Origin of the sequence: Labilibaculum sp. (genome assembly GCF_963664555.1) — a bacterium.
Lineage (GTDB): Bacteria > Bacteroidota > Bacteroidia > Bacteroidales > Marinifilaceae > Labilibaculum.
Genome location: NZ_OY761461.1, coordinates 156967 through 183231 on the forward strand (window position 1 = coordinate 156967; position 26265 = coordinate 183231).

The window sequence follows — 26265 nt, forward strand, 5'->3', positions numbered from 1 at the left end:
CGATAAAATTTCGGGCTTTCTTTTTGGCTGGAAATATATCTCCACGAAAAATAAAATTATCTTTGTAAAAATCAATCAAATAAGTTCCTGATATAGTATGTCGCAAAATAATTCACACCTTTTACTTGTGAACAAGATTCCTTTAAATGATTCATTGATCCAATCAGGCAATGAATTAAAGGATTCCATTATTTTTCTTCCCGCGCAGCAAGTATCAGCAAAACAAACAGGAACAGCAGCAGATTCTGTTCCATTCACTAATCCGGCAATCAGAATCCCAATTGATTCTTTACTGATTTCAGACAGCATCCCAATAACTGAAAAAGATTCCACTGTACAAGTAGTCCGTGAGAAAGGAGTTTTAATTGCTTCTCATAAAAGCGACTGGATGGCTGGTGTGCTTCTATTTGCATTGATTTTAATGGCAATCGTAAGATTTTCATTTAGCAAATTCCTGCTCCGGGTATTCGATTCAACAATCAACCACCAAACTTCGTCCAACCTTTTGTTGGAAAAAAATATGAGAAACTTAAGAGGTTCAATTTTCTTAAACCTCCTTTTTTATGTGAATTTCACCCTGTTTATCGTACAGTATCTTGTTTACATCCTTTCGCTGAACCATGAGCACAACAATATTGTTTTTTTCCTCTATTGTTTTGTCGGATTAGTGGCTTTATACAATGTCAAATTCATCTTCATCAGATTTATTGGATATATTTTTAACGGGATTAAGGAAAGTAAAGAATATTTACACACAGTATCTATTTACAATAAAAATTTAGGGGTAATCCTCTTGCCCATCACTATTAGTGCACCATTTATAGCACAGCACTCTATACCAATGCTATTAAATTCGGGCTTGATTTTAACTCTGATTTTTTATGTATTCCGACTATCAAGAGGTTTAAAAATATTATTTCGCCAACATGTGTCAATATTTTATATGATTTTGTACCTTTGTGCACTGGAAATTTTGCCCTTGCTAATGATTTACAAACTGTTGTATTTATTAGTATAGGTCGGTTAACAAATTGTCGAACTAAACTCTACTATTTTGAAAATCAAGACGATCCTGGTTTCACAACCAAAACCACAAACTGAAAAGTCACCGTATTTTGATTTGGCCGAAAAATATAATTTAAAAATTGATTTTCGACCTTTTATTCAAGTTGAAGGGATTTCAGCCAAGGAGTTTAGACAAGAAAGAATCAATGTATTGGATCACACTGCTGTAATATTTACTAGTCGTACAGCAATTGATCATTTCTTTAGAATTTGTCAAGAACTTAGAATTACTGTACCCGATGAGATGAAGTACTTCTGTATCTCAGAATCAACGGCTTTCTATCTTCAGAAATACATTGTTTACCGCAAAAGAAAAATCTTTTTCGGAGAAAAGCGATTTGAAGATTTAATGGAAATTATTTTGAAACACAAAGGAGAAACGTTTTTAGTTCCTCTTTCGGACATTCACAAACAATCCATTCCTGAATTGCTTACTAAAAGCAAAATAAAATATTCCAAAGCTATTCTTTACCGAACCGTAAGCAGTGATTTGTCGGATTTAGCTGATGTGAATTATGATGTATTGGCCTTTTTCAGTCCTTCAGGAATTGCATCTTTGCTTCAAAATTTTCCTGATTTTAAACAAAACAATACACTTATAGCTGCATTTGGACCTTCTACATCCGATGCTGTTACATCAAATAACCTAAGACTTGATATTCAGGCTCCTATGCCACAAGCTCCATCTATGACAATGGCTCTTGATCAATTCATTAAAAAATTTAATAAGGATAATAAATAGATATTATCTGTGAAAATCCAATCAAACAAAAAAGGGGAATAATTTCCCCTTTTGTTGTAAATTATAGTAGATATGAATCGCTTCACATTTAAAAAGGCGGAAAGACTGACACATAAAATCCTTATCGGAAAACTTTTTTCTGAAGGAAAAGGATTTATTTGTTACCCTTTTCGTATTGTATGGAAAGAGGCGAAACTTAATTCTGAATTTCCGGCACAGGTAGCCATAACAGTATCTAAACGGAGTTTTAAAAAGGCAGTGACACGAAATTTACTAAAAAGAAGAATTCGTGAAATTTACCGTCTTAATAAGGGAGAACTTTATCGGGAACTTGAGTCGATTAATGTAAACATTGCTTTTATGCTTGTTTATTTACCTAAAACAATACTTACAACTTCCGAAATGGAAGACAAGTTGATAAAAGCTCTTAAAAGATTACCTAAAGAATATGAAAAGCATTCTCAACTTTCTGAAAAAAGTGATTCTGTTCATCATGATACTTCCGATTAGGTTTTATCAATACGCAATTTCACCCCTTACCCCTTCTGCCTGCAGGTATCATCCAACCTGTTCAACTTATGCCATTCAGGCTCTTAAAAAACACGGACCTATTAAAGGCACTTACCTTGCTGTAAAAAGAATACTTTCATGCAACCCTTGGGGCGGACACGGTCACGATCCTGTCCCTTAGGCAATATTTTTCAACAAGAAAAATAAATTCATGCAATCTATCCGGAATCATTCTTAATAAAATTGTACGTACAGATCTTAGCTCATCTTTTTTCCCTTTTCTCACGGAATTCAAGCACCGTTGGGTTAACAAATGTTAAAGTCGATTATTTTAAAAAGGGAATAATTATATTTGTTTTAACCTACATATTATTTTATTTTCTTCTAATTTGTAAATTCGTGCATTAGGGATAGCAAAAGCTAGGCTGCGGGGAGAGTTATTTTAAATATCAATTTAAACAAAAACATATGAAGCTTCGAAAAAAATCGGGAGCCATCTGGTTACTTGCTGTTTTGCTTTTTTGCAGTGCAGCTTTCTGGGGGTTTAACAGAGACGAGAGAAATTTTGAGATTAGCAAAAATTTAAACATTTACTATACTTTATTTAGAGAATTGAATCTATTTTATGTAGATGAAATTGATCCGGGAGACTTGGTGAAAAAAAGTATGGACGCCATGCTAACCACTCTTGATCCTTACACAACCTACATTTCCGAATCAGAAATTGAAGACTTTAAACTGATGACCACAGGCGAATATGCCGGTATTGGGTCATTAATCAGTAAACACAAGGATGAAGTAATTATTGCAGAACCTTACGAAGGATTTCCAGCTTTTAAGGCTGGTTTAAAAGCCGGTGATGTATTGCTTGAAATTAATGGAACATCGGTATCAAAAAAGAGTACTGATGATGTGAGCAGCCTGTTAAAAGGGCAACCCAATGTTCCTCTTACCATTAAAATAAAACGACCAGGTGTTGATAAAATAATGGAGAAGAAATTGGTACGTGAAAACATACAATTAAAATCCGTTCCCTACTACGGAATGGTTTCTGATTCAGTTGGATACATTCTTTTAAATCAATTCACAGATAAAGCTTCTGGTGAAATTAAAGCTGCTTTAAAAGAACTTAAAGAACAAAATGCAAAATCAATTGTTCTCGATTTGAGAGGTAATCCCGGAGGATTATTGGATCAGGCAATTGAAATTGTGAACCTGTTTGTAAACAAAGGAGAAGATATTGTTAGTACCAAAGGAAAAGTCTCACAGTGGGATAAGTCGTACACAGCCACAAAAACACCTTTTGATGCCGAAATTCCAATTGCTGTTTTGGTAAACAGAGGATCGGCATCGGCGTCGGAAATTGTTTCAGGTGCAATTCAAGATCTCGACAGAGGTGTTGTAATCGGTGAAAGAACATTTGGTAAAGGATTGGTTCAGACAACAAGAAATCTGACCTACAACGCCAAATTAAAGGTGACTACTGCGAAGTATTACATTCCTAGTGGAAGATGCATTCAGGCTCTTGATTACAGCCACAGAAACGAAGATGGAAGCGTAGGGAAAATTGCTGATTCTCTAATTACCGAATTTCACACCAAAAATGGTCGTTCTGTTTTTGATGGTGGTGGTGTTCTTCCGGATTTGAAGATTGAATCGGAAAGATACAGCAGTTTAACCATTAACCTGATTCGTAACTTTATGGTTTTTGATTACGCAACTTTGTATGCAAACAGTCATGATAAAATAGCAAGCTCGAAAGAATTTAAAATTTCGGATCAGGAGTTTGAAAAATTCTCTCAATACATTAAAGAACAGAAGTTTGTATACGAATCGGAAAGTACTGAAATTCTAGATGCTCTAAAAAAATCAGCAAAAGAAGAAAAATACTTTGACATCTCAACCAATGAGTTTGACGCTCTTACGGCAAAGTTAACTCCCAATTTGGATCGTGATTTAACCCGATTCAAAGATGAAATCAGCGATTTGCTGGCACACGAAATTATTAAGAGATATTACTACCAAAATGGCGGTATTGAATACAGTTTAAAGGATGATAAAACTCTTTTAAAAGCCATTGAAGTTCTTGAAAATAAAACAGAATATTTAGGAATTTTAGATGGCAGTATCGGACTTCATGCTTTAAATAAGCAAAAATAATACGGTTAAAAATTGCTATTAAATTGATATAAAAAAAGCTCATTCTTGTTGCAAGAATGAGCTTTTTAAATTTGTATCTATTGTGTATTAATGCGCTTCCAGCCAGTTCTCTCCTACGCCCATATCCACAGTAAGTGGAACCGAAAGCTGAATGGCATTTTCCATTTCTTCTTTTAAAATCAGCTTCATTTGATCCAATTCAGATAACAAACAATCAAAGTTCAATTCATCATGCACCTGAATAATCAATTTAGATTGCATCCCCTCCCGTTTCATTCTTTTGGTAATGTTGATCATCGCTATTTTGATTACATCAGCTGCCGAGCCCTGAATGGGTGCATTAATTGCATTTCTTTCTGCTACACCGCGAACGATAGCATTGCTTGAATTGATATCTTTTAAATATCTGCGGCGTGACAATAAAGTGACTACAAACTCATCCCGACGCGCTTTCTCTACACTTTCATCCATAAACAGCTTAACTCCCGGATAAGATTCAAAATAGCCTGTAATAAGCTCTTTTCCTTCCGTTCGGCTAATACCCAACCTTTCGGCAAGTCCCCAGGCCGAAATTCCATAAATAATTCCAAAATTGGCAGTTTTTGCTCTGCTTCGCATGTCCTTGCTTACCTCTTCGATTGGAAGCTTGTAAATTTTTGCCGCTGTAGCTGTATGGAAATCTTCAGAATTGATAAAAGCATCTATCATGTTCTGATCCTGGCTCATATGAGCCATTAAGCGCAATTCCACCTGCGAATAATCAGCAGAAAGAAAAGTGTGATTTTCGGATGAAGGAACAAATGCTTTCCGGATGTATCTGCCCTGCTCGGTACGAATTGGTATATTCTGTAAATTAGGATTGGTTGAACTTAACCTTCCTGTAGCGGCTTCCGCCTGATTAAAAGATGTATGTATCTTCCCTGATTTTTCATTAATGTAAGTTGGAAGTGCCTCAACATAGGTAGAAATCAATTTTTTAAGCGATCTAAAATCCAATATCTTTTGAATAATTTCATGCTTATCCTTCAATTTAGAAAGAACATCTTCGGAAGTTGAATATTGACCCGATTTGGTTCTTTTAGCTTTGCTGTCGAGCCCCATTTTATCAAACAAAACATCACCCAACTGCTTAGGTGAAGCCACATTAAAATCGACCTCAGCCATTTCTTTGATGTCTTTTTCGATACCATCTACCTCCTCATTCAGAACAAGAGCGTAGTCTTTTAGAGTTTGTACATCAATACTAACTCCTGTGAACTCCATATCTGCTAAAATGCTTACCAAAGGCATTTCAATATTGTAGAACAAATCAAGTAGTTCGTTATCTTTCATACGAACTTCAAATTCTTCTTTCAATTCAAGGTTTAGAACTGTTTCCTCACAATAAGATTCATGTTCAATCACCTCTGGTTCCAACATCAAACTCAATTGAGCTTTTTTCCCTTTCGACTTATCCTCTTTTGAAATTGTCTGATAATTTAAAATAGAGTAAGCAACAAATGCGAAATCATGTTTTAATTCGGGTTGAATTAAGTAATGAGAAATCATAGTATCGAAAATCGGCCCTTTTACATCAATTCCATGCCAACGCAAAATCAAAATATCACGTTTGATATCGTGACCAATTTTTAAAATATTTTCATCTTCAAAAATAAATTTAAACTCTTGAGCCACTTTTTTTGCTTCTTCGAAATTTTGAGGAAAAGGAACAAAAAATGATTTGTCTTTTCGATACGAAAAAGTCAATCCAAGAAGATTTGATGTGTTTGGGTCAGAACCAGACAAAATTGTTCTAAACGAGTACTCTTTCTGAACACATAAATCAGCTTTTAAATCGGCCCTTACAGACTGATTATCAAGCACAAAAAACTCACAAGCCAATCCTTTTACATCTCTTAGAATCACGTTTTTAACTTCTAACGTGTCCTTGTCCGTAATTTTTTTATTCTCAGTAGTAAAAAGATTCCCTTGTTTTTTAAAAACCCGTTCGGCCAAAGTGAAAAACTCCAATTCCTTAAAAATGGCTCTCAACTTAGCTTCATCATAATCTATCAGTTTAAAATTCTCTTCAACAAAATCTATCGGAGCATCAAGTGAAATTTTGGCCAGCACTTTTGAAAACCGAACTTGTTCTTCCGACTCAATAATTCTTTCTTTTTGTTTTCCTTTTAGCTTATCGGTATTTTGATACAAACCATCAATGTCTTTATACAGCTCAATTAATTTTTGAGCCGTTTTCGGACCAATTCCCGGACAACCCGGAATATTATCCGCAGTATCTCCCATCAAACCTAAATAATCAACAATTTGATCGGGATGTTCGACACCAAATTTCTCCTTAATTTCAGGAACTCCCCAAATCTCAACATCATTGCCGTTACTTTTCGGTTTGTACACGTAAATATTCTCACTCACTAATTGTGCATAGTCCTTATCAGGCGTCATCATATAAACCGTATAACCCTGTTTTTCAGCCTTCTTAGCCAAGGTTCCAATGACATCATCAGCCTCATAGCCTTCCACATCAAATTCAGGTATATTAAACCCCTGAATTATTGATTTGATATAGGGAATTGATTTTCTTAAATCTTCGGGCATTGGAGGCCGCTGTGCTTTGTATTCCTTAAACATCTCATGACGGAAAGTTGGTCCAACCGGATCAAAAACTACAGCAATATGCGAAGGTTTCTCTTTTTCAAGCACCTCCAGCAATGTATTTGTGAAGCCAAGCATTGCCGACGAATTAATTCCTGTTGAAGTAAACCTCGGGTTTTTAATAAAAGCGTAATATGATCTGTATATCAGGGCAAAAGCATCGAGTAAAAAAAGTTTTTTACCAGAATTGGTAATTGATGAGTGCATAAGTTTTCAAATATTAATTGTGTCAAACAAAAGTACAAGATAATCGCTTTGGAACAATTTTCAAGGCTATTATTCTCGGTTCTCTTCTTGTTTTATAAACACAAAAAAAGCCGGGAGGTTGTTCCAGGCTTTTCAAATATATTTTCACTTTAACTTAATTGTCTTCAGCATACCACTCGGCAAATGATGTGGCCGTTTCATGCAATTTTAGTGAGTGGAGTTTCACATCCGAAGGCAAGCGATTTTTTATTTTTTCAGCAAAATCAACAATCATGTTTTCACAAGTTGGCTGATAATCTGTAATAAAAAAACGTTCAAACATTTGTTCAATATTCAATTGCTCCAGATTTGGAGTTGTCTTACTCAAAACAACGGAATGATCCAGCTGATCAACAATTTCTTCAGAAACAATCTTTTTCAAATCACCAAAATCCATTACCATTCCCAATTTTGAATTATTTACATCGGTTATTGGTTCGCCAATTACTGTAACAAATAAAATATAGGAATGACCGTGAATATTCTTACAAAGTCCATCGTAGTTCCATAAGGCATGAGCCATTTCGAAATGAAACTCTTTAGTTAATCTTACTTTCGCCATTTACTTATATCGTATAAAAAAACCAGCACTAAACTGGTTCTTGAATTTCTTATCCATGAGTACAATTGCTGATACAATCAACAATATTACTTAGGCTACAGTGTTTCAAATAATAATATGTATTCTTTCCTTCTCTTTTTGAAGAAAGAACACCTTTATCTTTTAAAATTCCCAAATGATGGGAAGTTGTTGATTGCTCAATTTTTAATAATTCATGAATTTCAGTCACTGTAAGCTTCTTTCCATCCTCCAGATATCCTAAAATTGCAATTCTCATTGGATGAGCAATTGCTTTAAGCATGTTAGCCGCTTGCTCTAGCTTTGCAGGTTCTAATTCTTTAATTTTCATACACAACTATTATTCACGTAAAGTATCAAATGCAAATATATAAATATATTCTCGAATAGGCTATATTATACATATTGAAATAGTTAAATTTCTTGTTTTGTATATAATTTAGTTAAAGTCTTAATAAATACTAGAGTTTGAAATCCGATAATTTGAATTATGAACGGTTTTATGAGAAAGATAAATTATTAACTTTGGTTGCTATGAATTTGAGAAAAACCAGTATTAACGATATTAAAGCTCCTGTCAAGAACGAAATGGAGAAATTTGAGTCTTTTTTTAAGGATTCAATGAAAACAAAAATACGTTTACTTGACATGATTAACAGATATGTTATCAAACGAAAAGGCAAAGAAATAAGACCTATTCTTGTCTTTCTGAGCGCAAAACTTACCGGCGAAATTAACAATTCTACTTATACTGCCGCAGCACTTACCCAACTACTGCACACTGCTACTTTAATTCATGATGATGTGGTTGATGAAGCTTACGAAAGAAGAGGCTTTTTCTCAATTAATGCTTTATGGAAAACCAAAGCTGCCGTATTAGTTGGAGATTTTCTTCTGTCAAAAGGCCTTCTTATTGCTCTTGACAATAATGAATTTGGACAGCTAAAGGTTATTTCCGAAGCTGTAAGGGAAATGAGTGAAGGGGAATTACTTCAATTGGAAAAATCAAGAAAATTAAACATCACGGAAGATATCTATTTTGATATCATCTATAAAAAAACGGCAAGTTTGATGGCAACCTGCACTCTTCTTGGTGCTATTTCAGCTAAAGCAAATGATGCTGATCAGCAAAAGCTTAAAAAATTCGGTGAATACCTCGGAATTGCTTTTCAAATGAAAGATGACTTATTTGATTACGAGAAACAAGGAAGTATTGGAAAACCAACTGGCAATGATATTAAAGAAAAAAAATTAACTCTTCCTTTGATCTATGTTTTAAGGGGAGTTTCTGAAAAGGAACGCCGATGGGCTCTAAAGATAATTCGCAAACACAATAAAAACACTGAAAAAGTAAACGAATTAATCTCTTTCGTTAAAGAAAAAGGAGGTATTAAATACACCGGAGATAAAATGATTGAATACAAACAAAAAGCCTTGGATATTTTAAATGAGTTTCCTTCATCAGAAGCAAAAGAAGCCTTACTCAACTTAGTGGATTACACAATTAACAGAAATGTTTAATTTTACTTACTTATTGGCAGGTGAACGGTAAAAACACTCCCTTTTCCTGGTGTACTTTCAAGCGATATTGAACCATTATTCATAGTAACAAACTCATGACAAAGTATTAAACCTAAACCTGTTCCAGATTCTTCACAGGTTCCTACCCTTGTATAATTTGTATCAATCCGAAACAATCTTTTCTGATTTTCTTCACTAATTCCTATTCCGTTATCTTCAATAGAAATAATTGATTTGGAATTGTTTTGTGCAATTCGGATTTGAATATTTCCACCCGGCCGGGTAAATTTTATGGCATTTGAGTACAAATTTCTAATAACCGTATCCAACATGTACTCATCGGCGAAAGCCATAGTGTGTGCTCCTTTAATTACCCTTACAAATATATTTTTCCGATCTGCTTTGGTTTGATGGAGCTGAACATTTAACTCTATCAATTTTGATAAATCAATTTGTTTGGGGGAATGTTTTATTTTTCCCATTTGGGATCTGGCCCACTCGAGGAGGTTATTCAATAAATTATACTCCAGATTAGCTGCTGAATGAATAATTGAAGAAGCTTCAAAGATTTGATCCTTTGACATTTCCCTGCAATTTTGGTGCAGATTTTTAGCTATTGGCAGCAAGGCATTAAATGGATTTTTTAAATCATGTGCGATAATTGAGAAGAATTTATCCTTTGTTTTAAGAGCTTCATTTAAAGCCTCCTCAATTCTTTTTCTCGCAGTTATATCACGGGCAATTGCCATTAATGTTTCGCACTCTCCTGTCCTATTAAATTCGGGAATTAATTGCCATTCAAAATGAAGAACCTTACCTTCAACAACAATGCTAAAATCAACACAATGCTGCTTCTTTGTTTTAAAAGCAATATCTATTTCCTGTTCCCAAAACTCACACTTGTCTTTTGGAAATCCCATTTCCTGATGAGTTTTTCCAATAAATTTCTCTGGTTTGATTTTTAATATTTGTAAGGAAGCCGAATTCACAAATATATGTTTGTGATTCACATCAAACCGCATGATCAAGTCTGTGGCATTCTCCACTAAAGTTCGGAAACGCTCTTCACTTTCCTGCAACTTATTTTCTGCTGTTTTCCTTTTTTCAATATTTCTGATGGCTACAAAATAAATCTTTGTATTCGAAAAACGAATGAGATTTGCACTTACTTCAACTGAAATTCTTTTGCCGGATTTACTAATTAAACTCGTCTCAAATAACCCAAAACCACTTGATTCTATCTCCTTTATCCGAAGATCAAAATCCATCGAACGACTGGCGTCATCAATATTATTGACATTTAATTGACTCAATTCCTCTTCGGAATACTCCAATAAATCACTTAAACGCGTGCTAAATTCAATTAATCTTCCTTTTTCATCATGAACAAGAAAAGCATCGCCTGCGAATTCAAAAATGTTTTTGTAAAATTCTTCTCTTTGTCCAATTTGATCTACCAGATGATAGTAACTTGAAATGTCATTGCTTCGAACAATAACTCTTTCAACATTACCTTTTTCATTTAAAATCGGTGAAAGATATTTTTCTTCAAATCGGATCTTATTATTCTCCAAATTCGACTTTAAAAAACTATTTGGCTCCCTGCTTTCAAGAACCTGAGGAACAACACATTCCTCACAAGGTTTATCTAATCCATAAAAAACACTGTAGCATTTTGTACCAATTAATTCAGATCGTTTTAAATCTGTTCCCATCAGCCTTTTTGCATTCACCTCAATTAAAGTGAAATTTGTATCAATTACCGAAACTGCATCTTTACCACTACTTACAGATTTGGATTGATCGTATTCTTCTACAAGATATTCTTGAGGAATTAGCTCGCGCAATCTTTCAACTTCATTTTCCAGCTCTTGAACTCTATTCTTCAACGGATCAGGGGATTCATTGTACATGAACAAATAAACAATTAAAAGGTGATGTTAAATAAATATATTGCAAGTAAATAAAAAAAGTCGGAAATAATCCGACTTTCAAGTTATTAAATTAAATATTTTAAAAATACTTTATTTCTTTTAGCTCACCGGTTTCCAGTTTATGAATCTCTGTTAATAACGCATTTGCCAAACTAGATGCTCCTATTCTTGACCATTTGTTATTCAACCATTCCTCACCTAAATTATTTTTTGAAATCGCATAAAATTCAATGGCATCTTTAGCTGCAGATATTCCTCCTGCGGGTTTAAAACCAACCATCCGACCTCTTTTTTTGTAATAATCAGTAATAGCCTGCGTCATAACATAGGCCGCCTCAAGAGTTGCGTTCACTGCCACCTTACCGGTGGAAGTTTTAATAAAATCAGCACCGGCTTCCATTGCAATAATAGATGCAGTACGAATATTTTCTGCCGTTTTAAGTTCACCTGTTTCCAGGATAACTTTTAAATGTGCCTTACCACAAGCCTCTTTCTGAATAGCAATTTCATCAAACACGGTTTGATAATGTCCTTCTAAAAAAGCTCCAATCGATATCACAATATCAATATCATCAGCTCCCTTTTCAACAGCCATTTTACATTCCAATGCTTTAACTTCAATATATGATTGAGAAGATGGGAAAACACCTGCTACAGAAGCTATTCTAACGCCCTCAGCTTTTAAGTTTTCATTCAATGTAGGCACTTGGTATGGATATACACAAATAGCAGCCACATTTGGCATGTCAAAATCATTCTGGAAGTTATTTACATTGTCAGCAAAACTTTTAGCCTTTGCGTGCGTGTCTGTAGAGTTCAGTGTCGTTAAATCTATAAAAGAAAAATTCTTCTTTAGATTTTCAATTGTGTACAAAGCTTCAAAGTCTCTGTCCAAAATTGATTTGACATTTGCTTTTACTTCTGCATCGCTAACCTTAAGATCATATGATTTTAAGATTTCTAAAATGTCTTTCTCCATAATGTATGTAAATAATTAGTACCCAGTTGCGAATCTTTATTCGCTGATTTTTCCATCAATTATCTAAACTTCTAAAAGTCAGAATATTGTCTTTGAGAGCACAAAATTAAGATATTTTTTACTCATCCCCTATTTCTACTATGTTAATTTATTAGAACTTAACCAGCCTAAACAAAAAAAGCCAAAGTCATTATTGTGATGACTTTGGCTAACTGCTATAAAAGATGTACTTCTTTATTGCTTAACAATCTTGTAGCTTTTTCGGTATCCTTCCGATTCAATAAGCAAAAAATAAGCGCCGCTTCGTAATTGCTCAACTGATTTAATAATCCTTACTTCTCCACCTATATTTTTATGCTCTTCCTTAAATATCAAGCTTCCTGTCATGCTGAACAATGAAATTGTAGTCTCATCATTTCTAAAATCAGATAGATCGATATGCAATTCATGAACAACAGGATTTGGATAGATATGAACGATTGGCGCTGTTAAAACATCTTCGATTCCAGTAACTGTCTCAACTATAATTTTAAATTCTTGCCTGGCAAGATATTCATTATCCCAAGCTTCTAAAATCACATTAAAAGTACCCGCTTCGGTTGGTAAACCGTATAAGGTTGCAGTTCCATCTCCATTGTCATCTAAATTTAACCAACTTGGCTTTTCAAAGGCTGTTACAACACATCCTTCAGCATCAACATCCTGATATTCTATCATATAAACATAACTTTCATTCAATACTGCATCAACAAAAGGTTCTGATATAAATCTCGGAGCTTCATTTTTATTCTCAATATTAATGGTAAACCTATCGTTATAACTTAATCCGCCTTGATCAGTAACTGTTACTTTTAATGAATAGCTAATATAATCTTCATAATTAAATATCTCTTTCGAAACAATCCTGTCTCCATCCAATTCGAAATACTCATTCTCTGCCAGATTAAATGTGAATGTCTCATCAATATCAGCGTCGCTAGCAGTTAATATTCCCACTTCAGTTCCAATGGCAGAATTTTCGGCAATTGTAGTATTTGACAATTGAATGGCTGTTGGGGCATTTTCGTTACTATCATTGATATTAATTATTACTATTTCTTCAGAACTGGTATGTGTTCCATCGCTTACAGTAACTGTTAACGAGTAACTTGTTGTTGTCTCGTAATCCAGATTCGTGTTATCTGTTACCGTAATTTCTCCGGTAGTTGAATTAACAGCAAAAATGCCGTCAGTATTGCCTGCTGTGATTGTCCAGCTGCTAAATGTTGTTGCGGTTGCATCTGAATCAGTGGCCAAAACTGTTCCTACGGATGTTGTATTTGAAGCATCTTCATCAATATAGAATGTTTGTGAAGCTGTCACTATCGGAGCTACGTCATTGACATCTGTGATATTGATTGTTATCGTCTCTGCTGCTGAAGTGTTTATTCCATCGGAAACTGTTACAGTGTATGTGTATGAGGTTGTTGTTTCATAATCTATACCTGAGTTATCGGTTACGGTGATGGCACCACTTGATGCATTGATCTCAAAAATGGATGCGCCGGTTCCTCCTGTTTCTGTCCAGGCTGAGAAAGATGTTCCTGCATCTCCGTCTGTCGCAAGTACTGTTCCTACGGCTCCTGAGTCTGCGGTATTTTCTGCAATACTAAAACTCTGGGTGGCTGTTACAACTGGAGTGACATCATTGACATCTGTGATATTGATTGTTATCGTCTCTGCTGTTGAAGTGTTTATTCCATCGGAAACAGTAACGGTGTATGTGTATGATGTTGTTGTTTCATAATCTATACCTGAGTTATCGGTTACGGTGATGGCACCACTTGATGCATTGATCTCAAAAATGGAGGCGCCGGTTCCTCCTGTTTCTGTCCAGGCTGAGAAAGATGTTCCTGCATCTCCGTCTGTCGCAAGTACTGTTCCTACGGCTCCTGAGTTTGCGGTATTTTCAGCAATACTAAAACTCTGGGTGGCTGTTACAACTGGAGTGACATCATTGACATCTGTGATATTAATGGTTATCGTCTCGGATACTGAAGTGTTGGTTCCGTCAGAAACAGTAACAGTGTATGTATATGAAGTTGTTGTTTCATAATCTATACCTGAGTTATCGGTTACGGTGATGGCACCACTTGATGCATTGATCTCAAAAATGGAGGCGCCGGTTCCTCCTGTTTCTGTCCAGGCTGAGAAAGATGTTCCTGCATCTCCGTCTGTCGCAAGTACTGTTCCTACGGCTCCTGAGTTTGCGGTATTTTCAGCAATACTAAAACTCTGGGTGGCTGTAATAACAGGAGTAATATCATTGACATCGGTAATTGTAACTGTAATTGTTTGATCATCTGTTGCTCCACCATCTCCTGTAACTCTAACAATAACTTCATATGAATTGTTGCCACCTGCATCTTGTGCAGATTCGTAATCCGGTGCAGACAATAAAGTTAAAACTCCTGAAGTTGGGTGAATATTAAATTTGGCTTGATCAGCTCCTCCTACTAATGAGTACGAAGGAACTGCTACTCCCTCATTTACTGATGTTACCGCAGCTATTGAAGTGCTGTTTTCTGGAATTGAAATGCCGGCTGTTGCTCCTCCGCCATTTGAAGTAATAGTTATCCCTGTTACGTTATCAACCGAAACAGTGATCGTCTGAGTACTGGAATTTAATCCATCAGAAACAGATACCTGAACTATATAATCATTATCAGCATTTATATCTAATGGAGTTTCATAATCTGGAGCAGAGGTGAAAGCTAACGCTCCTGTTGATGAATTAATAGTAAATAGAGCTTGATCAGCTCCTCCAATTTTATTAAATGTAAAAGTTGTTCCGACATCTCCATCTGTTGCTGTTAAAGTAATAACATCTGTAGTATTCTCATCAATATTTATTGTAGATGCTGATGTAAATACTGGAATCTCATCATTAATATCGTTCACATCAACTGTTACAGTTTCTGTTACTGAAGTGTTAACTCCATCTGAAACTGTGATGCTCAAGCTGTAACTTGTGATTGATTCGTAATCCAGTTCATTCGCATCATTAACTGTAATTTCACCCGTCGATGAGTTGATTGCAAATACGCCGTTTGTATTACCTGCTGTGATTGTCCAGCTGCTAAAAACTGTTGCTGTTGCATCTCCATCGGTAGCCAAAACTGTTCCTACGGATGTTGTATTTGAAGCATCTTCATCAATATTGAATGTTTGTGAAGCTGTCACTATCGGAGCTACATCATTGACATCTGTGATATTAATGGTTATCGTCTCGGATGCTGAAGTGTTGGTTCCGTCAGAAACAGTAACAGTGTATGTATATGATGTTGTTGTTTCATAATCTATACCTGAGTTATCGGTTACGGTGATTGCACCGCTTGATGCATTGATCTCAAAAATGGAGGCGCCGGTTCCTCCTGTTTCTGTCCAGGAGCTAAAAATTGTTGCTGTTACATCTCCATCCGCTGCAAGTACTGTTCCTACGACTCCTGAATTTGCGATATTTTCTGCAATGCTAAAACTCTGAGAGGCTGTTACAACTGGATCTACATCATTTATATCTGTGATATTAATGATAATTGTCTCGGATGCTGAAGTGTTTATGCCGTCAGAAACTGTTACAGTGTATGTGTATGAGGTTGTTGTTTCATAATCTATACCTGAGTTATCGGTTACGGTGATGGCACCGCTTGATGCATTGATCTCAAAGATGGATGCGCCGGTTCCTCCTGTTTCTGTCCAGGAGCTAAAGGAAGTTCCTGCATCTCCGTCTGTTGCAAGTACTGTTCCTACGGCTCCTGAGTTTGCGATATTTTCTGCAATGCTAAAACTCTGAGAGGCTGTTACAACTGGAGTGTTGTCGTTTATTGCATTCACATTAACTGTTACTGTTTCTGCTGCTGAAGTGTTAACTCCATCTGAAACTGTGATGCTCAAGCTGTAACTTGTGATTGATTCGTAATCCAGTTCATTCGCATCATTAACTGTAATTTCACCCGTCGATGAGTTGATTGCAAATACGCCGTTTGTATTACCTGCTGTGATTGTCCAGCTGCTAAAAACTGTTGCTGTTGCATCTCCATCGGTAGCCAAAACTGTTCCTACGGATGTTGTATTTGAAGCATCTTCATCAATATTGAATGTTTGTGAAGCTGTCACTATCGGAGCTACATCATTGACATCTGTGATATTAATGGTTATCGTCTCGGATGCTGAAGTGTTGGTTCCGTCAGAAACAGTAACAGTGTATGTATATGATGTTGTTGTTTCATAATCTATACCTGAGTTATCGGTTACGGTGATTGCACCGCTTGATGCATTGATCTCAAAAATGGAGGCGCCGGTTCCTCCTGTTTCTGTCCAGGAGCTAAAAATTGTTGCTGTTACATCTCCATCCGCTGCAAGTACTGTTCCTACGACTCCTGAATTTGCGATATTTTCTGCAATGCTAAAACTCTGAGAGGCTGTTACAACTGGATCTACATCATTTATATCTGTGATATTAATGATAATTGTCTCGGATGCTGAAGTGTTTATGCCGTCAGAAACTGTTACAGTGTATGTGTATGAGGTTGTTGTTTCATAATCTATACCTGAGTTATCGGTTACGGTGATGGCACCGCTTGATGCATTGATCTCAAAGATGGATGCGCCGGTTCCTCCTGTTTCTGTCCAGGAGCTAAAGGAAGTTCCTGCATCTCCGTCTGTTGCAAGTACTATTCCTACGGCTCCTGAGTTTGCGATATTTTCTGCAATGCTAAAACTCTGAGAGGCTGTTACAACTGGAGTATTATCATCATCTGTTAAAGTACAGATAACCTGCTGTGTACCCGATTCAGTGCCATTTGTCACAGAAGAAATATCAATAATTACAGTTTCATTATCTTCATCCAAATCATCATTCACTCCTGTTATTGTAGCTGTACCTGTAATATTTCCGGTAGTTATAGATATAGATGTAGAAGACAAGGAATAATCCGTCCCTGATGTAGTACCAGATTTTAATAAATTTACACTTACAGTCTTATTAAATGTATTTGAAAGGGTAGCTTTAACAGAAGTACTTCCTGCATTCTCAGAGATTGAAGAAGAAGGATCCAAACTCAAGGTAACTGTTGGTTCAGGCGTAACTGTAAGTGTTGCCGTATATGTTGATGTACTATAATCAGTTCCATCACTCACATCAAAAGTAAAAATTGAAGAAGTACCATTTGTATTCAAATATTTTAATTTTCCTGCATCTAAATCAGCTTTCGATACTGTTCCATTATTTGATAAAGCTGATTCTGCTCCATTTATTGTTCCACTACCATCAGCATCTACCCATAAAGATCCATTAGCAGGAACTGCTGTAATCCTAACATGATCAAGAGGATCACCATCATCATCAGAATAACCAAAATTTGCAGTTACAAACGCATAGGTAGTATTTTCATAAATAGTAGATGTGGTAAAACTTGAAGCAGTGGGCTTATCATTAACTGCAGTAATATCAACATTAACTGTTCCTAAAGGAACATTTGTTCCTCCACTACTACCTGTATAGCCCCCATCATTAGCAGTCAGCGTTAAAGTAGCGGCATCGCTTCCATTAACATTCGAAGCACTTGTATATTTTATATTCGATGACGTATTTAAATAAGTATCAATATTAGCTACAGAACCTGTTAAGCTTAGTGTTGCTGTACCTGAACCTCCAATGGTGACTGAACCTCCTGAACCAGCATTAAGAGTTCCTGCTGATGCCTCAATAGTTAATACAATACTGTTTGATCCTGCATCAACATCACTTAATGTGGCAGCAGAAAGATCAACATTACTGGCAATGTCCTCAGAAACCGTTATATCTGTTGGCAAACCTGAAACACTTGGATCATCGTTCACTGCGGTAATATCAAAGCTAACACTTGTCGGGCTGGAATCATCAGTCCCATCATTGGAAATAAAAGCAATGGTTCCTGCATTCGTGCCACTTAGGTTTGGTGTAGGAGTAAAAGTTGCAGCATCTAAGGCAGTATTAATTGCTGCCAATGTACCTGCAGCTGTAAAACTTGCATTTCCATTTCCGGTGCCACCAAAAGTAATGCCTGTAGTTCCTATAGTAAGTGTTCCTCCTGTTATTGTGAATGTAACAGTCTGGTCATCTCCATCGGTATCTGCTACTTGAATATCATCAGCCAAAGCAACATTTGTATCATCTTCAGTTACACTTGGTGCACTAGGTGCTGTTGCTGTAGGGGTTGCATTGGCAGCAACAGATTGGTGCCTAAAAGCATCAACGGCTAAATATCTTAAATTTCCTGTTAGTTCAAATTCTAACTCATCAATTTCTGTTGTGCTAAAAGAAGTTAGATCAACTTTAGTATATCCATTATTTGTACTAGAAATAATGTTAATATTTGCACTTTCTACAGTTTTTGTAAATTGAGTTGCACCACTTAATTTTCCGCGAATTATGATTGTTCCTGTATTTGACTTAATTCCTGATCCGTCACCTGGAAAAATCCAAAAATCATAAACATAGAAATTATTTGTCGTTTTGGTAATTGCGCCAACAACACCAGCAGAACTCAAAAAACTACCATAATTATCCACATAATCGTCATCAGTAGCAATACCTGTATATCCATAGATTGGTCCATGTTCAATATCAAATTTTCCTCCCGTCAAATTATAAGTAACTCCAGAATTTGAAAAAAAAGTAGCACCTGGTGTTTCGTCACTAAAATGCTCAGTAACCTGTCCATCAACAGTAAAAACACTAAACATCACAAAGCAAATGACTATTATGCTTTTCAATTTCGAAAAGTAATTTAAAATACACATAACTTTATATTTAAGATCAATTAGTAACTAATTTTTATTTTATTTACAGAATAATAACTGAAACATTATGAATGATTTAAGCGAAAACTTTTTTACTGGTCTCTTACAAGAGACAAAAACAATTAATATTGTTAAGCAATTAGAGTCTCTAAACAAATTCTTAAAAAACAACATACAAGTAGATAATAATGAAAATGACATTTCTTATAATCCGATCTATCTATCAAACGGAGTAGCTGTTTCTCCTGAAATTGCAGTACACTGCTTTCAGGATTACATACGAACTCATCGCTTTATGCTTGCACTTTATAGAGCTGTTCAGGAAAAACTGGAACAATTTCCCAAACGCAAAATCAAAATATTATATGCTGGTTGCGGACCTTATTGCCCATTAATTCTTCCGTTATTATACCTTTTTAATAGTACCAATATTGAAATAGATGTTATCGAGATTAATCCTTATTCATTAAAATCTGCCAAACAAATAATCTCCTTTATTGGTAAAAATCAGTATATAAAAAAAATACTATGCATTGATGCCACGCAATACAAACCCGAAAAAGAAGATCGTTTCGATATTATTATTTCAGAAACTATGGACAAAGCATTAGAAATAGAGCCTCAAGTTTCAATATTTCTTAATCTATTTTCGTATTTAAAAAAAGAGGGCATTCTTATTCCAGAAAAAGTTACAGTAGACTTATATGCAACAGATATAAGAAAAGAGAAAAGCAGCGATTATGAATTCTATTTAGACACTTCAACCACCAAAAGCAACCAAATTCAAAGAACGTTTATTAAAAATATTATTACACTTGACAAATCATTTCTCAAACTTCAACACTCAAAAAAAAATCAAGAAAACATTTATTTAACTTCACTTAAAATATCAGATCTTGCAACTGAAAATATTGACCTCTTATACATTACCAGCTTAAAAATTTATAAATCTATCATATTAAGCGAAGACGAGTCGTTATTAACTCTAAAAGTATACGCCTTAACCCTAACAGATAAAATCATCAACTCTCAAGTAGAATTTTCTTACCGTTTAAACAATGATCCTCGCATAATAAAAAAGATTGTCTGAATCTTTCATCAAATACACAAATACGGATTCTGCCAGCCACTCACATTCTCCTTATGAATTTTTTCGTATGCTTCGTTACTGTATTCCAAAGCTCTGCCCTGATCAATAACAATTTTCGTTACTTGATTATTTGCAAAACCAATTTTTTCAATATCGATTAATGGAGTGGCATATTCTGAATTCAGGAAAAAAGAGCGTTTGCCCCTTGGTCCCTCAATAGTTTCTGTTTTGAGTCGTTTTTTAATTTCTGGCCAATTCTTTTTTTGGAACTCGGGAATTAATCGTTCAAAAACCAAACCCGTTTCATAACCTAAAAGAGTGTAAAAATCGGGCTTTTGACCAGCAAACTGGTTAACTTTATGTTTGAACTCCATATTGGCTTTATCTTTTGAATGATAATTCCACATAGAGGCAGAGTATAAATTTAGATCAAGATTACTTACTTGATTTAAAACATCATCTGACGACATGTGTGCACTTACTACAAGTGGAATTTTATTATTTAATCCTGATTTACAATATTCATAGTAAAATTCTAATGCTTCGCTACCGCAAAATAGAGAATGAATATAAGTTGGTTGCGTTTTTTTTATTTCATCGAACAGACCTTCTATCTGACCTTTCAACTGAGAAGCTCCAGGCTGATATTTCAGAATATACATATCCATGTTTGAAGCTCCAGCCATAATAGCTCCTTGTCTAAAGGCAGACTGCAAATGGTATCCTCCATCGTAAATTGGCATAATAACAGCTCCTTTTTCTCCATATTTTTGATGAGCCCAATAACCTAAAGAAAACTGCGATTGCCACATCTGAAAACTATTATTAAAAACACTATCGGATATATGATGCGTGTAAGGGATGTACTCTCCTACATCAAAAAAAAGTCCAAGTTTTTGCCTGTTTTCAATACTCGGTATTACAGATGGTAAAACTTTATAACTTACAAAGCCAGAAACAATATCAACCCGATTGAAATTCAACAATTTATTTACGGCTTCTGTTGTTGCTTTATCTCCACCCTGACCAACATATTCAGGAAATATTTGAAAAAGCTGATGGTACTTCTCTGGAACAGCAGAATAAAATCCACTAACTAAACTAGGTACCATGTCGGGATAAATTGAAGAGTATGGTGCAAGAAATCCAATTTTAATATTTTGATTCATAGACACATGGTAAAAAGAGAGTGTCAATTAAGCTAATCTTGAGAATTCTTATACAGAAGTCCGACTCAAAAGACACTCTCTGTAATTAACTAAGGACGTTGAGGATAAACACCGTCCATACAAATAATATAATTAACAGTAGTAAAAGGTTGACGATTCTCAACATACTGATCACCACCTGTATCAGAAACTAACACATCTCCACCTGTAGAATAAACACCGTTAAGTTCAACAGTTGGACTTTCTGTATTATAAATCTTATTTGCGAGCTCTCTACCTGCACTTGCTCCTGCTAAAGTTGTAGCATTATTTGCACCAGGAGTACTTTCTGTTCCACCTAAAGCACTAGCCATAAATCCGATCTCTAAACCACTAATAGTAGCCTCATGATTATGACTTGGCATCTGTGCTTCATTTAAAATTATTCTTTCGAAACCATACCTCATGCCAAGTTGATACGATGAAAGACCTGGTCCTACTCCTGCACCAACAGGAACTCTCCCTCTAAAATCAGGCAAACCAAAATCATTTCTTCCATCACCACCATAATTTGCACCAATTAATGAATAAAGAGAAGGGTTTTGACTTACGGGAATTAATTGTCCCCAACAATAAGACCAATACTTTGGAGCCCAACTAACAGGCCACAATCCAATAAATGCTAAAAATGCGTCCATAACTAAAGTTTTTTAAATAATTGAAAAGAATATTTATTTGACAAAACATTCATATACTACTACGAATATACCTTAATTGTCTATTAATAATAAAAATATTATCGTGAAAAATTTCACATAACTCATTATATTTTTAGCGATCAATAGAATTCAAATTTTAACAGCAATTTTTCTGTGAACAAATAATATTGGCATTCACATGTAAAAAAAAAAAAAGCCAAAGTTATCGCTATGATTACTTTGGCCTTAGTGTAAAAAACATCTGCTTAATTACTGTTCTCAGAGTTTCTCATTATTTTTATGCCGGTACATATCCCGCTCCGTTTTCTTCTCAAGATTCTTCTGGAAAGCTTCGTTTAAATCGACTCCTGTTTGATTTGCCAGGCACATTAAAACCCAAAGAACATCAGCCATTTCATCTGCTAAATCAACTTCCTTATCGCTTTCTTTGAAAGATTGCTCTCCATATTTTCTGGAGATAATTCGAGCCACCTCTCCTACCTCTTCGGTCAAAATAGCCATGTTGGTCAATTCATTAAAATAACGAACTCCATACTTTTTGATCCATTGATCAACTTTCTCCTGGGCTTCCTTAATTCCTATCTGATTCATCATCTATTCCTTGTTTTTAGTATCCATTACAATGGTAACCGGACCATCGTTAACCAATGAGACCTGCATTTCGGCACCAAACTTTCCTGTTTCCACCTTCTTTCCGGATGCTTTCTCCAAACGAGCAACAAAATTCTCGTACAGAGGTACTGAAATATCAGGTTTTGCAGCTGTAATATAAGATGGTCTGTTCCCCTTTTTAGTTTTTGCATGCAAAGTAAACTGACTGATTACCAAAATATTTCCATCCACTTCAAGTAAAGATTTATTCATTACTCCTTCCTCATCGTCAAAAATTCGAAGATGACAAATTTTTTTACTCAACCATTCCGAATCCTCTTCAGTATCAGCATTCTCTATTCCCACCAACACCAGCAATCCTTTCGACATCTGCCCGATTATTTCAGAATCTACACTCACTGAAGCTTGAGTAACCCGCTGAACCACAACCCGCATATCAATATATTTATTAAATGTTACAATTAATTGTTCCTCTCAAATATAACACATCATATTCATGTAAAAAAGATATTGCCAAAACCGTTTTTCCAGACTTGTACCTTATTAAAATTGATTCTAAATTAAGATATTTCCCAATTAATACTGATATTTGTAATCCGTTACAAAAAAAAAAAGTAAAGCATGTTGTATTTCATCAGTTCATCTACCAACCCCGTTTTTAACATTGCCTGCGAAGAGTATTTGCTAAAAAACCATGAAGATGATTTTTTCTTCTTGTATACCAATACTCCTGCATTAATTGTAGGAAAACATCAAAATACCCTGGCTGAAATCAATCTCGACAAAGCTGAACAGGAAAATATACCTGTTATTAGAAGAATGTCAGGTGGAGGAACCGTTTTTCACGACGAAGGAAATCTAAATTATTGCTTTATCAAGAGTGGAGAAAAAAGTAAATTGGTTGATTTTCAAAAATACAGTCAGCCGATTATCGATACTCTTCAAAAGCTGCACGTAAACGCTAAATTTGAAGGAAAAAGCGATTTAACGATCGATGGAAAGAAATTTTCAGGGAATGCTTCACACATTTTTAAGAACAAGCTTATGCAACATGGCACAATGCTATTTTCAAGCGATTTAAATCGCTTAAATCAGCTGTTAAAGGTAAATCCTCTCAAGTTCAAAGATCGGGGTATAAGATCCATTAGAAGTAAGGTAACGAACATCTCTGAATATCTTTCCAACTCCATGAGTATCGACAACTTTGCTCAATTAATATTAACGGATTTGACAACGAAATTTCCAGATGCTAAGGAATTTGAACTATCGGCAATTGATATTGAAAAGATAGAAGCTTTAATGGCAGAGAAATATAATAACTGGGAATGGAATTATGGCTACTCTCCCAATTATACATTCGAGAAACTATCCAATTTCTCAGAAGGATCAATTCTAGAGATAAGTATTAAGGTAGAGAAAGGAATTATTAGAAACCTTGAGTTATTTGGGAATTGCCTTGTTGAAAATCAAAATTCCAGCTTTGAATCTATATTAATTGGTAACTATCACGATAAAAACACTATTGCCAAGATACTTAAAGAACTCAATCTAAATTTATTCTTTATCAAACTTACAGAGAATGAGATTTTATCAGCTCTTTTTTAAAAACACTATTTCTGGGAAATCCAAAAACACAAACAAATTAAATCTATACAAACACCTCAATTATATACACCTAATTAAAATATTTCCAAATAGTTAAGGCTTTCGAACTACCGAGTTCTGTTTTAAGTTCTTCGATAGTAGCATTCTTAACATTTTCTACTGACTTAAACTTTTTAATTAACTTTTGAACTGATTTTGGTCCGACACCTTCAATTTTATCTAATTCCGAGACAATAAATGCCGTCGATCGCTTCTGCCTATGAAAGGTAATTGCAAAGCGATGTGATTCATTTCGCAAGTGTTGAATGGTTTTAAGAGTTTCTGAATTCTTATCCAGATACAACGGATAAGGATCGCCTGGAAAATAAATTTCTTCCAGTTTTTTGGCGATTCCAATTACAGAAATCTTTCCACGCAATTCTAATTTATCCAAACTATTTAAGGCGGCCCCCAATTGTCCTTTTCCCCCATCAATCAAAATCAATTGCGGTAAACTCTTTCCCTCATCCAGCAATCTTTTATAACGCCGGTAAATTATTTCTTCCATAGACGCAAAATCATTTGCTCCAACTACTGTTTTTATATTAAAATGCCGATAATCCTTTTTATAAGGTCTTGCATTCCTGAACACAACACAAGAGGCGACGGGATTAGTTCCTTGTATGTTCGAATTGTCAAAACATTCAATATGAACCGGTGCATCTTTTAATCTTAAATCAGTGCGCATGGTTTCTACAATACGTTCAGAATGCGATTGTTTTAGAGACCTATCCCCTTTCTTTAACTTTTCGAGACGATAATATTTAACGTTGCGTTCAGATAAATCCAGTAATTTCTTTTTATCGCCACGTTGAGGGACAACAAACCGAACATTTTCAATGGATAATTCAAGCTCAAAAGGAATCAAAATTTCTTTTGCCGTACTAAAAATCTTCTGCCGGATCTCTGTAATAGCAAGCAAAAGCAAATCCTCTTTACTTTCGTAAATTTTCTTTTTCATTTCAATGGTGTGTGCCTGAATAATGGCTCCATTTACCACTTTTAAAAAATTTACATACGCAGAATCTTCATCATCAACAATAGAATACACATCAATGTTATTAATGGAAGGATTTACAATTGTTGACTTACTTTGATACTTTGCCAGTAAATCTAATTTCTCTTTAAGAAGATGTGCCTCTTCAAATTTGAAATCATTGGCCAGTTCCTGAATTTTTTCTTTCAAATGAGAAGTCACCGAGCCAATATTCCCTTTCAATATATTCCGAATATCCTGTATTGTTTGTTCATATTCATCTTTATTCTCCTTCCCAATACAAGGCGCTTTGCAATTTCCAATATGATACTCTAAACAGACTTTGAATTTCTTATCCCTAATCCCCTCCTCCGAAAGACTTAAATTACATGTTCGCAATTGATACAAAGACCGCATCATGTCCATTAAAATCCGAACCATTTTCACACTCGTATAGGGCCCAAAATATTCCGAGCCATCTTTAATCATATTACGGGTGACTTGAACCCTTGGAAAGTTCTCTCTTTTAATACAAATCCAGGGAAAGGATTTATCGTCTTTCAAAAGAACATTGTATCGTGGCTGATGCTTTTTAATTAAGTTATTTTCCAATAACAGAGCATCCTCTTCAGATTCAACAACAATATGTCGAATATCCACAATCTTTCGAACCATTATATTGGTTTTTGCCGAATCGTGAACTTTATTAAAATAGGAAGCTACCCTCCGTTTGAGTCGCTTTGCTTTTCCAACATATATAATTGTGTCGTTCTCATCAAAGAACTGATACACTCCCGGCTCTTCCGGCAAGGCAGAAACCAAAGATTTTAAATGATCTGTATTTTTACTTTTTATCACTTAT

20 protein-coding genes are annotated in these 26265 nt (G+C 35.2%); 8 read left to right on the forward strand and 12 right to left on the reverse strand.

Features of this window, described 5'->3' with window-relative positions; translation table 11 throughout:
• Positions 1-75 precede the first annotated feature (75 nt).
• Positions 76-333, reverse strand: coding sequence for a hypothetical protein (locus ACKU4N_RS00710; RefSeq protein ID WP_321319688.1), 258 nt, complete (start codon positions 331-333; stop codon positions 76-78).
• A 55-nt stretch (positions 334-388) separates the two neighbouring features.
• On the opposite strand from ACKU4N_RS00710, the gene ACKU4N_RS00715 reads away from it, so the two are divergent.
• The 5 genes from ACKU4N_RS00715 to ACKU4N_RS00735 all read left to right on the forward strand — a co-directional run bounded on the left by ACKU4N_RS00715 (position 389) and on the right by ACKU4N_RS00735 (position 4477).
• Positions 389-1018, forward strand: a complete 630-nt coding sequence (locus ACKU4N_RS00715) for a DUF4271 domain-containing protein (protein ID WP_407937256.1) — start codon at positions 389-391, stop codon at positions 1016-1018.
• Between the two features lie 36 nt (positions 1019-1054).
• Positions 1055-1807 (forward strand): uroporphyrinogen-III synthase, encoded by a 753-nt coding sequence (locus tag ACKU4N_RS00720; RefSeq protein ID WP_321319689.1) that lies wholly within the window; start codon positions 1055-1057, stop codon positions 1805-1807.
• A gap of 72 nt (positions 1808-1879) precedes the next feature.
• Positions 1880-2317: a ribonuclease P protein component gene (gene rnpA / locus ACKU4N_RS00725; RefSeq protein WP_321319690.1), complete on the forward strand. Its 438-nt coding sequence runs from the start codon at positions 1880-1882 to the stop codon at positions 2315-2317.
• Positions 2301-2498, forward strand: a complete 198-nt coding sequence (gene yidD, locus ACKU4N_RS00730; RefSeq protein WP_407937228.1) for a membrane protein insertion efficiency factor YidD — start codon at positions 2301-2303, stop codon at positions 2496-2498. Before rnpA ends, yidD begins: the two co-directional genes overlap by 17 nt.
• Positions 2499-2785: 287 nt before the next feature.
• A complete protein-coding gene (locus ACKU4N_RS00735) occupies positions 2786-4477 on the forward strand; it encodes a S41 family peptidase (protein WP_321319692.1) in 1692 nt (563 codons plus the stop codon).
• Positions 4478-4564: 87 nt separating this feature from the next.
• On the opposite strand, the gene polA is transcribed toward ACKU4N_RS00735, so the two are convergent.
• The 3 genes from polA to ACKU4N_RS00750 form a co-directional block, all read right to left on the reverse strand.
• Entirely contained in the window at positions 4565-7339 is a 2775-nt protein-coding gene (gene polA, locus ACKU4N_RS00740) for a DNA polymerase I (protein WP_321319693.1), read from the reverse strand.
• A gap of 154 nt (positions 7340-7493) precedes the next feature.
• Entirely contained in the window at positions 7494-7940 is a 447-nt protein-coding gene (locus ACKU4N_RS00745) for a 6-pyruvoyl trahydropterin synthase family protein (RefSeq protein WP_321319694.1), read from the reverse strand.
• A gap of 49 nt (positions 7941-7989) precedes the next feature.
• Positions 7990-8289 (reverse strand): ArsR/SmtB family transcription factor, encoded by a 300-nt coding sequence (locus ACKU4N_RS00750; protein WP_101311803.1) that lies wholly within the window; start codon positions 8287-8289, stop codon positions 7990-7992.
• 203 nt (positions 8290-8492) lie between these two features.
• Here ACKU4N_RS00750 and ACKU4N_RS00755 point away from each other — a divergent pair, with 203 nt between their 5' ends.
• Positions 8493-9479 (forward strand): polyprenyl synthetase family protein, encoded by a 987-nt coding sequence (locus ACKU4N_RS00755; protein WP_321319695.1) that lies wholly within the window; start codon positions 8493-8495, stop codon positions 9477-9479.
• 2 nt (positions 9480-9481) lie between these two features.
• On the opposite strand, the gene ACKU4N_RS00760 is transcribed toward ACKU4N_RS00755, so the two are convergent.
• The 3 genes from ACKU4N_RS00760 to ACKU4N_RS00770 all read right to left on the reverse strand — a co-directional run bounded on the left by ACKU4N_RS00760 (position 9482) and on the right by ACKU4N_RS00770 (position 19187).
• Positions 9482-11392 (reverse strand): PAS domain-containing protein, encoded by a 1911-nt coding sequence (locus tag ACKU4N_RS00760; RefSeq protein WP_321319696.1) that lies wholly within the window; start codon positions 11390-11392, stop codon positions 9482-9484.
• Between the two features lie 100 nt (positions 11393-11492).
• The gene (gene deoC, locus ACKU4N_RS00765; protein WP_321319697.1) at positions 11493-12392 is read right to left on the reverse strand and encodes a deoxyribose-phosphate aldolase; all 900 of its coding nucleotides are present in this window, start codon (positions 12390-12392) and stop codon (positions 11493-11495) included.
• Positions 12393-12626: 234 nt separating this feature from the next.
• A complete protein-coding gene (locus tag ACKU4N_RS00770) occupies positions 12627-19187 on the reverse strand; it encodes a cadherin domain-containing protein (RefSeq protein WP_321319698.1) in 6561 nt (2186 codons plus the stop codon).
• 94 nt (positions 19188-19281) lie between these two features.
• On the opposite strand from ACKU4N_RS00770, the gene ACKU4N_RS00775 reads away from it, so the two are divergent.
• Entirely contained in the window at positions 19282-20304 is a 1023-nt protein-coding gene (locus ACKU4N_RS00775) for an SAM-dependent methyltransferase (protein WP_321319699.1), read from the forward strand.
• 8 nt (positions 20305-20312) lie between these two features.
• Here ACKU4N_RS00775 and ACKU4N_RS00780 read toward each other — a convergent pair whose 3' ends face one another.
• From ACKU4N_RS00780 to dtd, 4 genes are all read right to left on the reverse strand, one after another.
• Complete coding sequence (locus tag ACKU4N_RS00780) at positions 20313-21473, reverse strand: ABC transporter substrate-binding protein (RefSeq protein ID WP_321319700.1); 1161 nt, start codon at positions 21471-21473, stop codon at positions 20313-20315.
• Positions 21474-21562: 89 nt separating this feature from the next.
• On the reverse strand, positions 21563-22150 hold the full coding sequence (locus ACKU4N_RS00785; protein ID WP_321319701.1) for a phage tail protein: 588 nt from the start codon (positions 22148-22150) through the stop codon (positions 21563-21565).
• A gap of 279 nt (positions 22151-22429) precedes the next feature.
• Positions 22430-22765, reverse strand: coding sequence for a nucleotide pyrophosphohydrolase (locus tag ACKU4N_RS00790; protein WP_225441413.1), 336 nt, complete (start codon positions 22763-22765; stop codon positions 22430-22432).
• Positions 22766-23218, reverse strand: coding sequence for a D-aminoacyl-tRNA deacylase (dtd, locus tag ACKU4N_RS00795; protein WP_321319702.1), 453 nt, complete (start codon positions 23216-23218; stop codon positions 22766-22768).
• A gap of 186 nt (positions 23219-23404) precedes the next feature.
• Here dtd and ACKU4N_RS00800 point away from each other — a divergent pair, with 186 nt between their 5' ends.
• On the forward strand, positions 23405-24388 hold the full coding sequence (locus tag ACKU4N_RS00800) for a lipoate--protein ligase (RefSeq protein ID WP_321319703.1): 984 nt from the start codon (positions 23405-23407) through the stop codon (positions 24386-24388).
• 70 nt (positions 24389-24458) lie between these two features.
• Here the strand turns inward: ACKU4N_RS00800 and uvrC are convergent, their stop codons facing one another.
• Positions 24459-26261: an excinuclease ABC subunit UvrC gene (gene uvrC, locus ACKU4N_RS00805; RefSeq protein WP_321319704.1), complete on the reverse strand. Its 1803-nt coding sequence runs from the start codon at positions 26259-26261 to the stop codon at positions 24459-24461.
• Positions 26262-26265 lie beyond the last annotated feature (4 nt).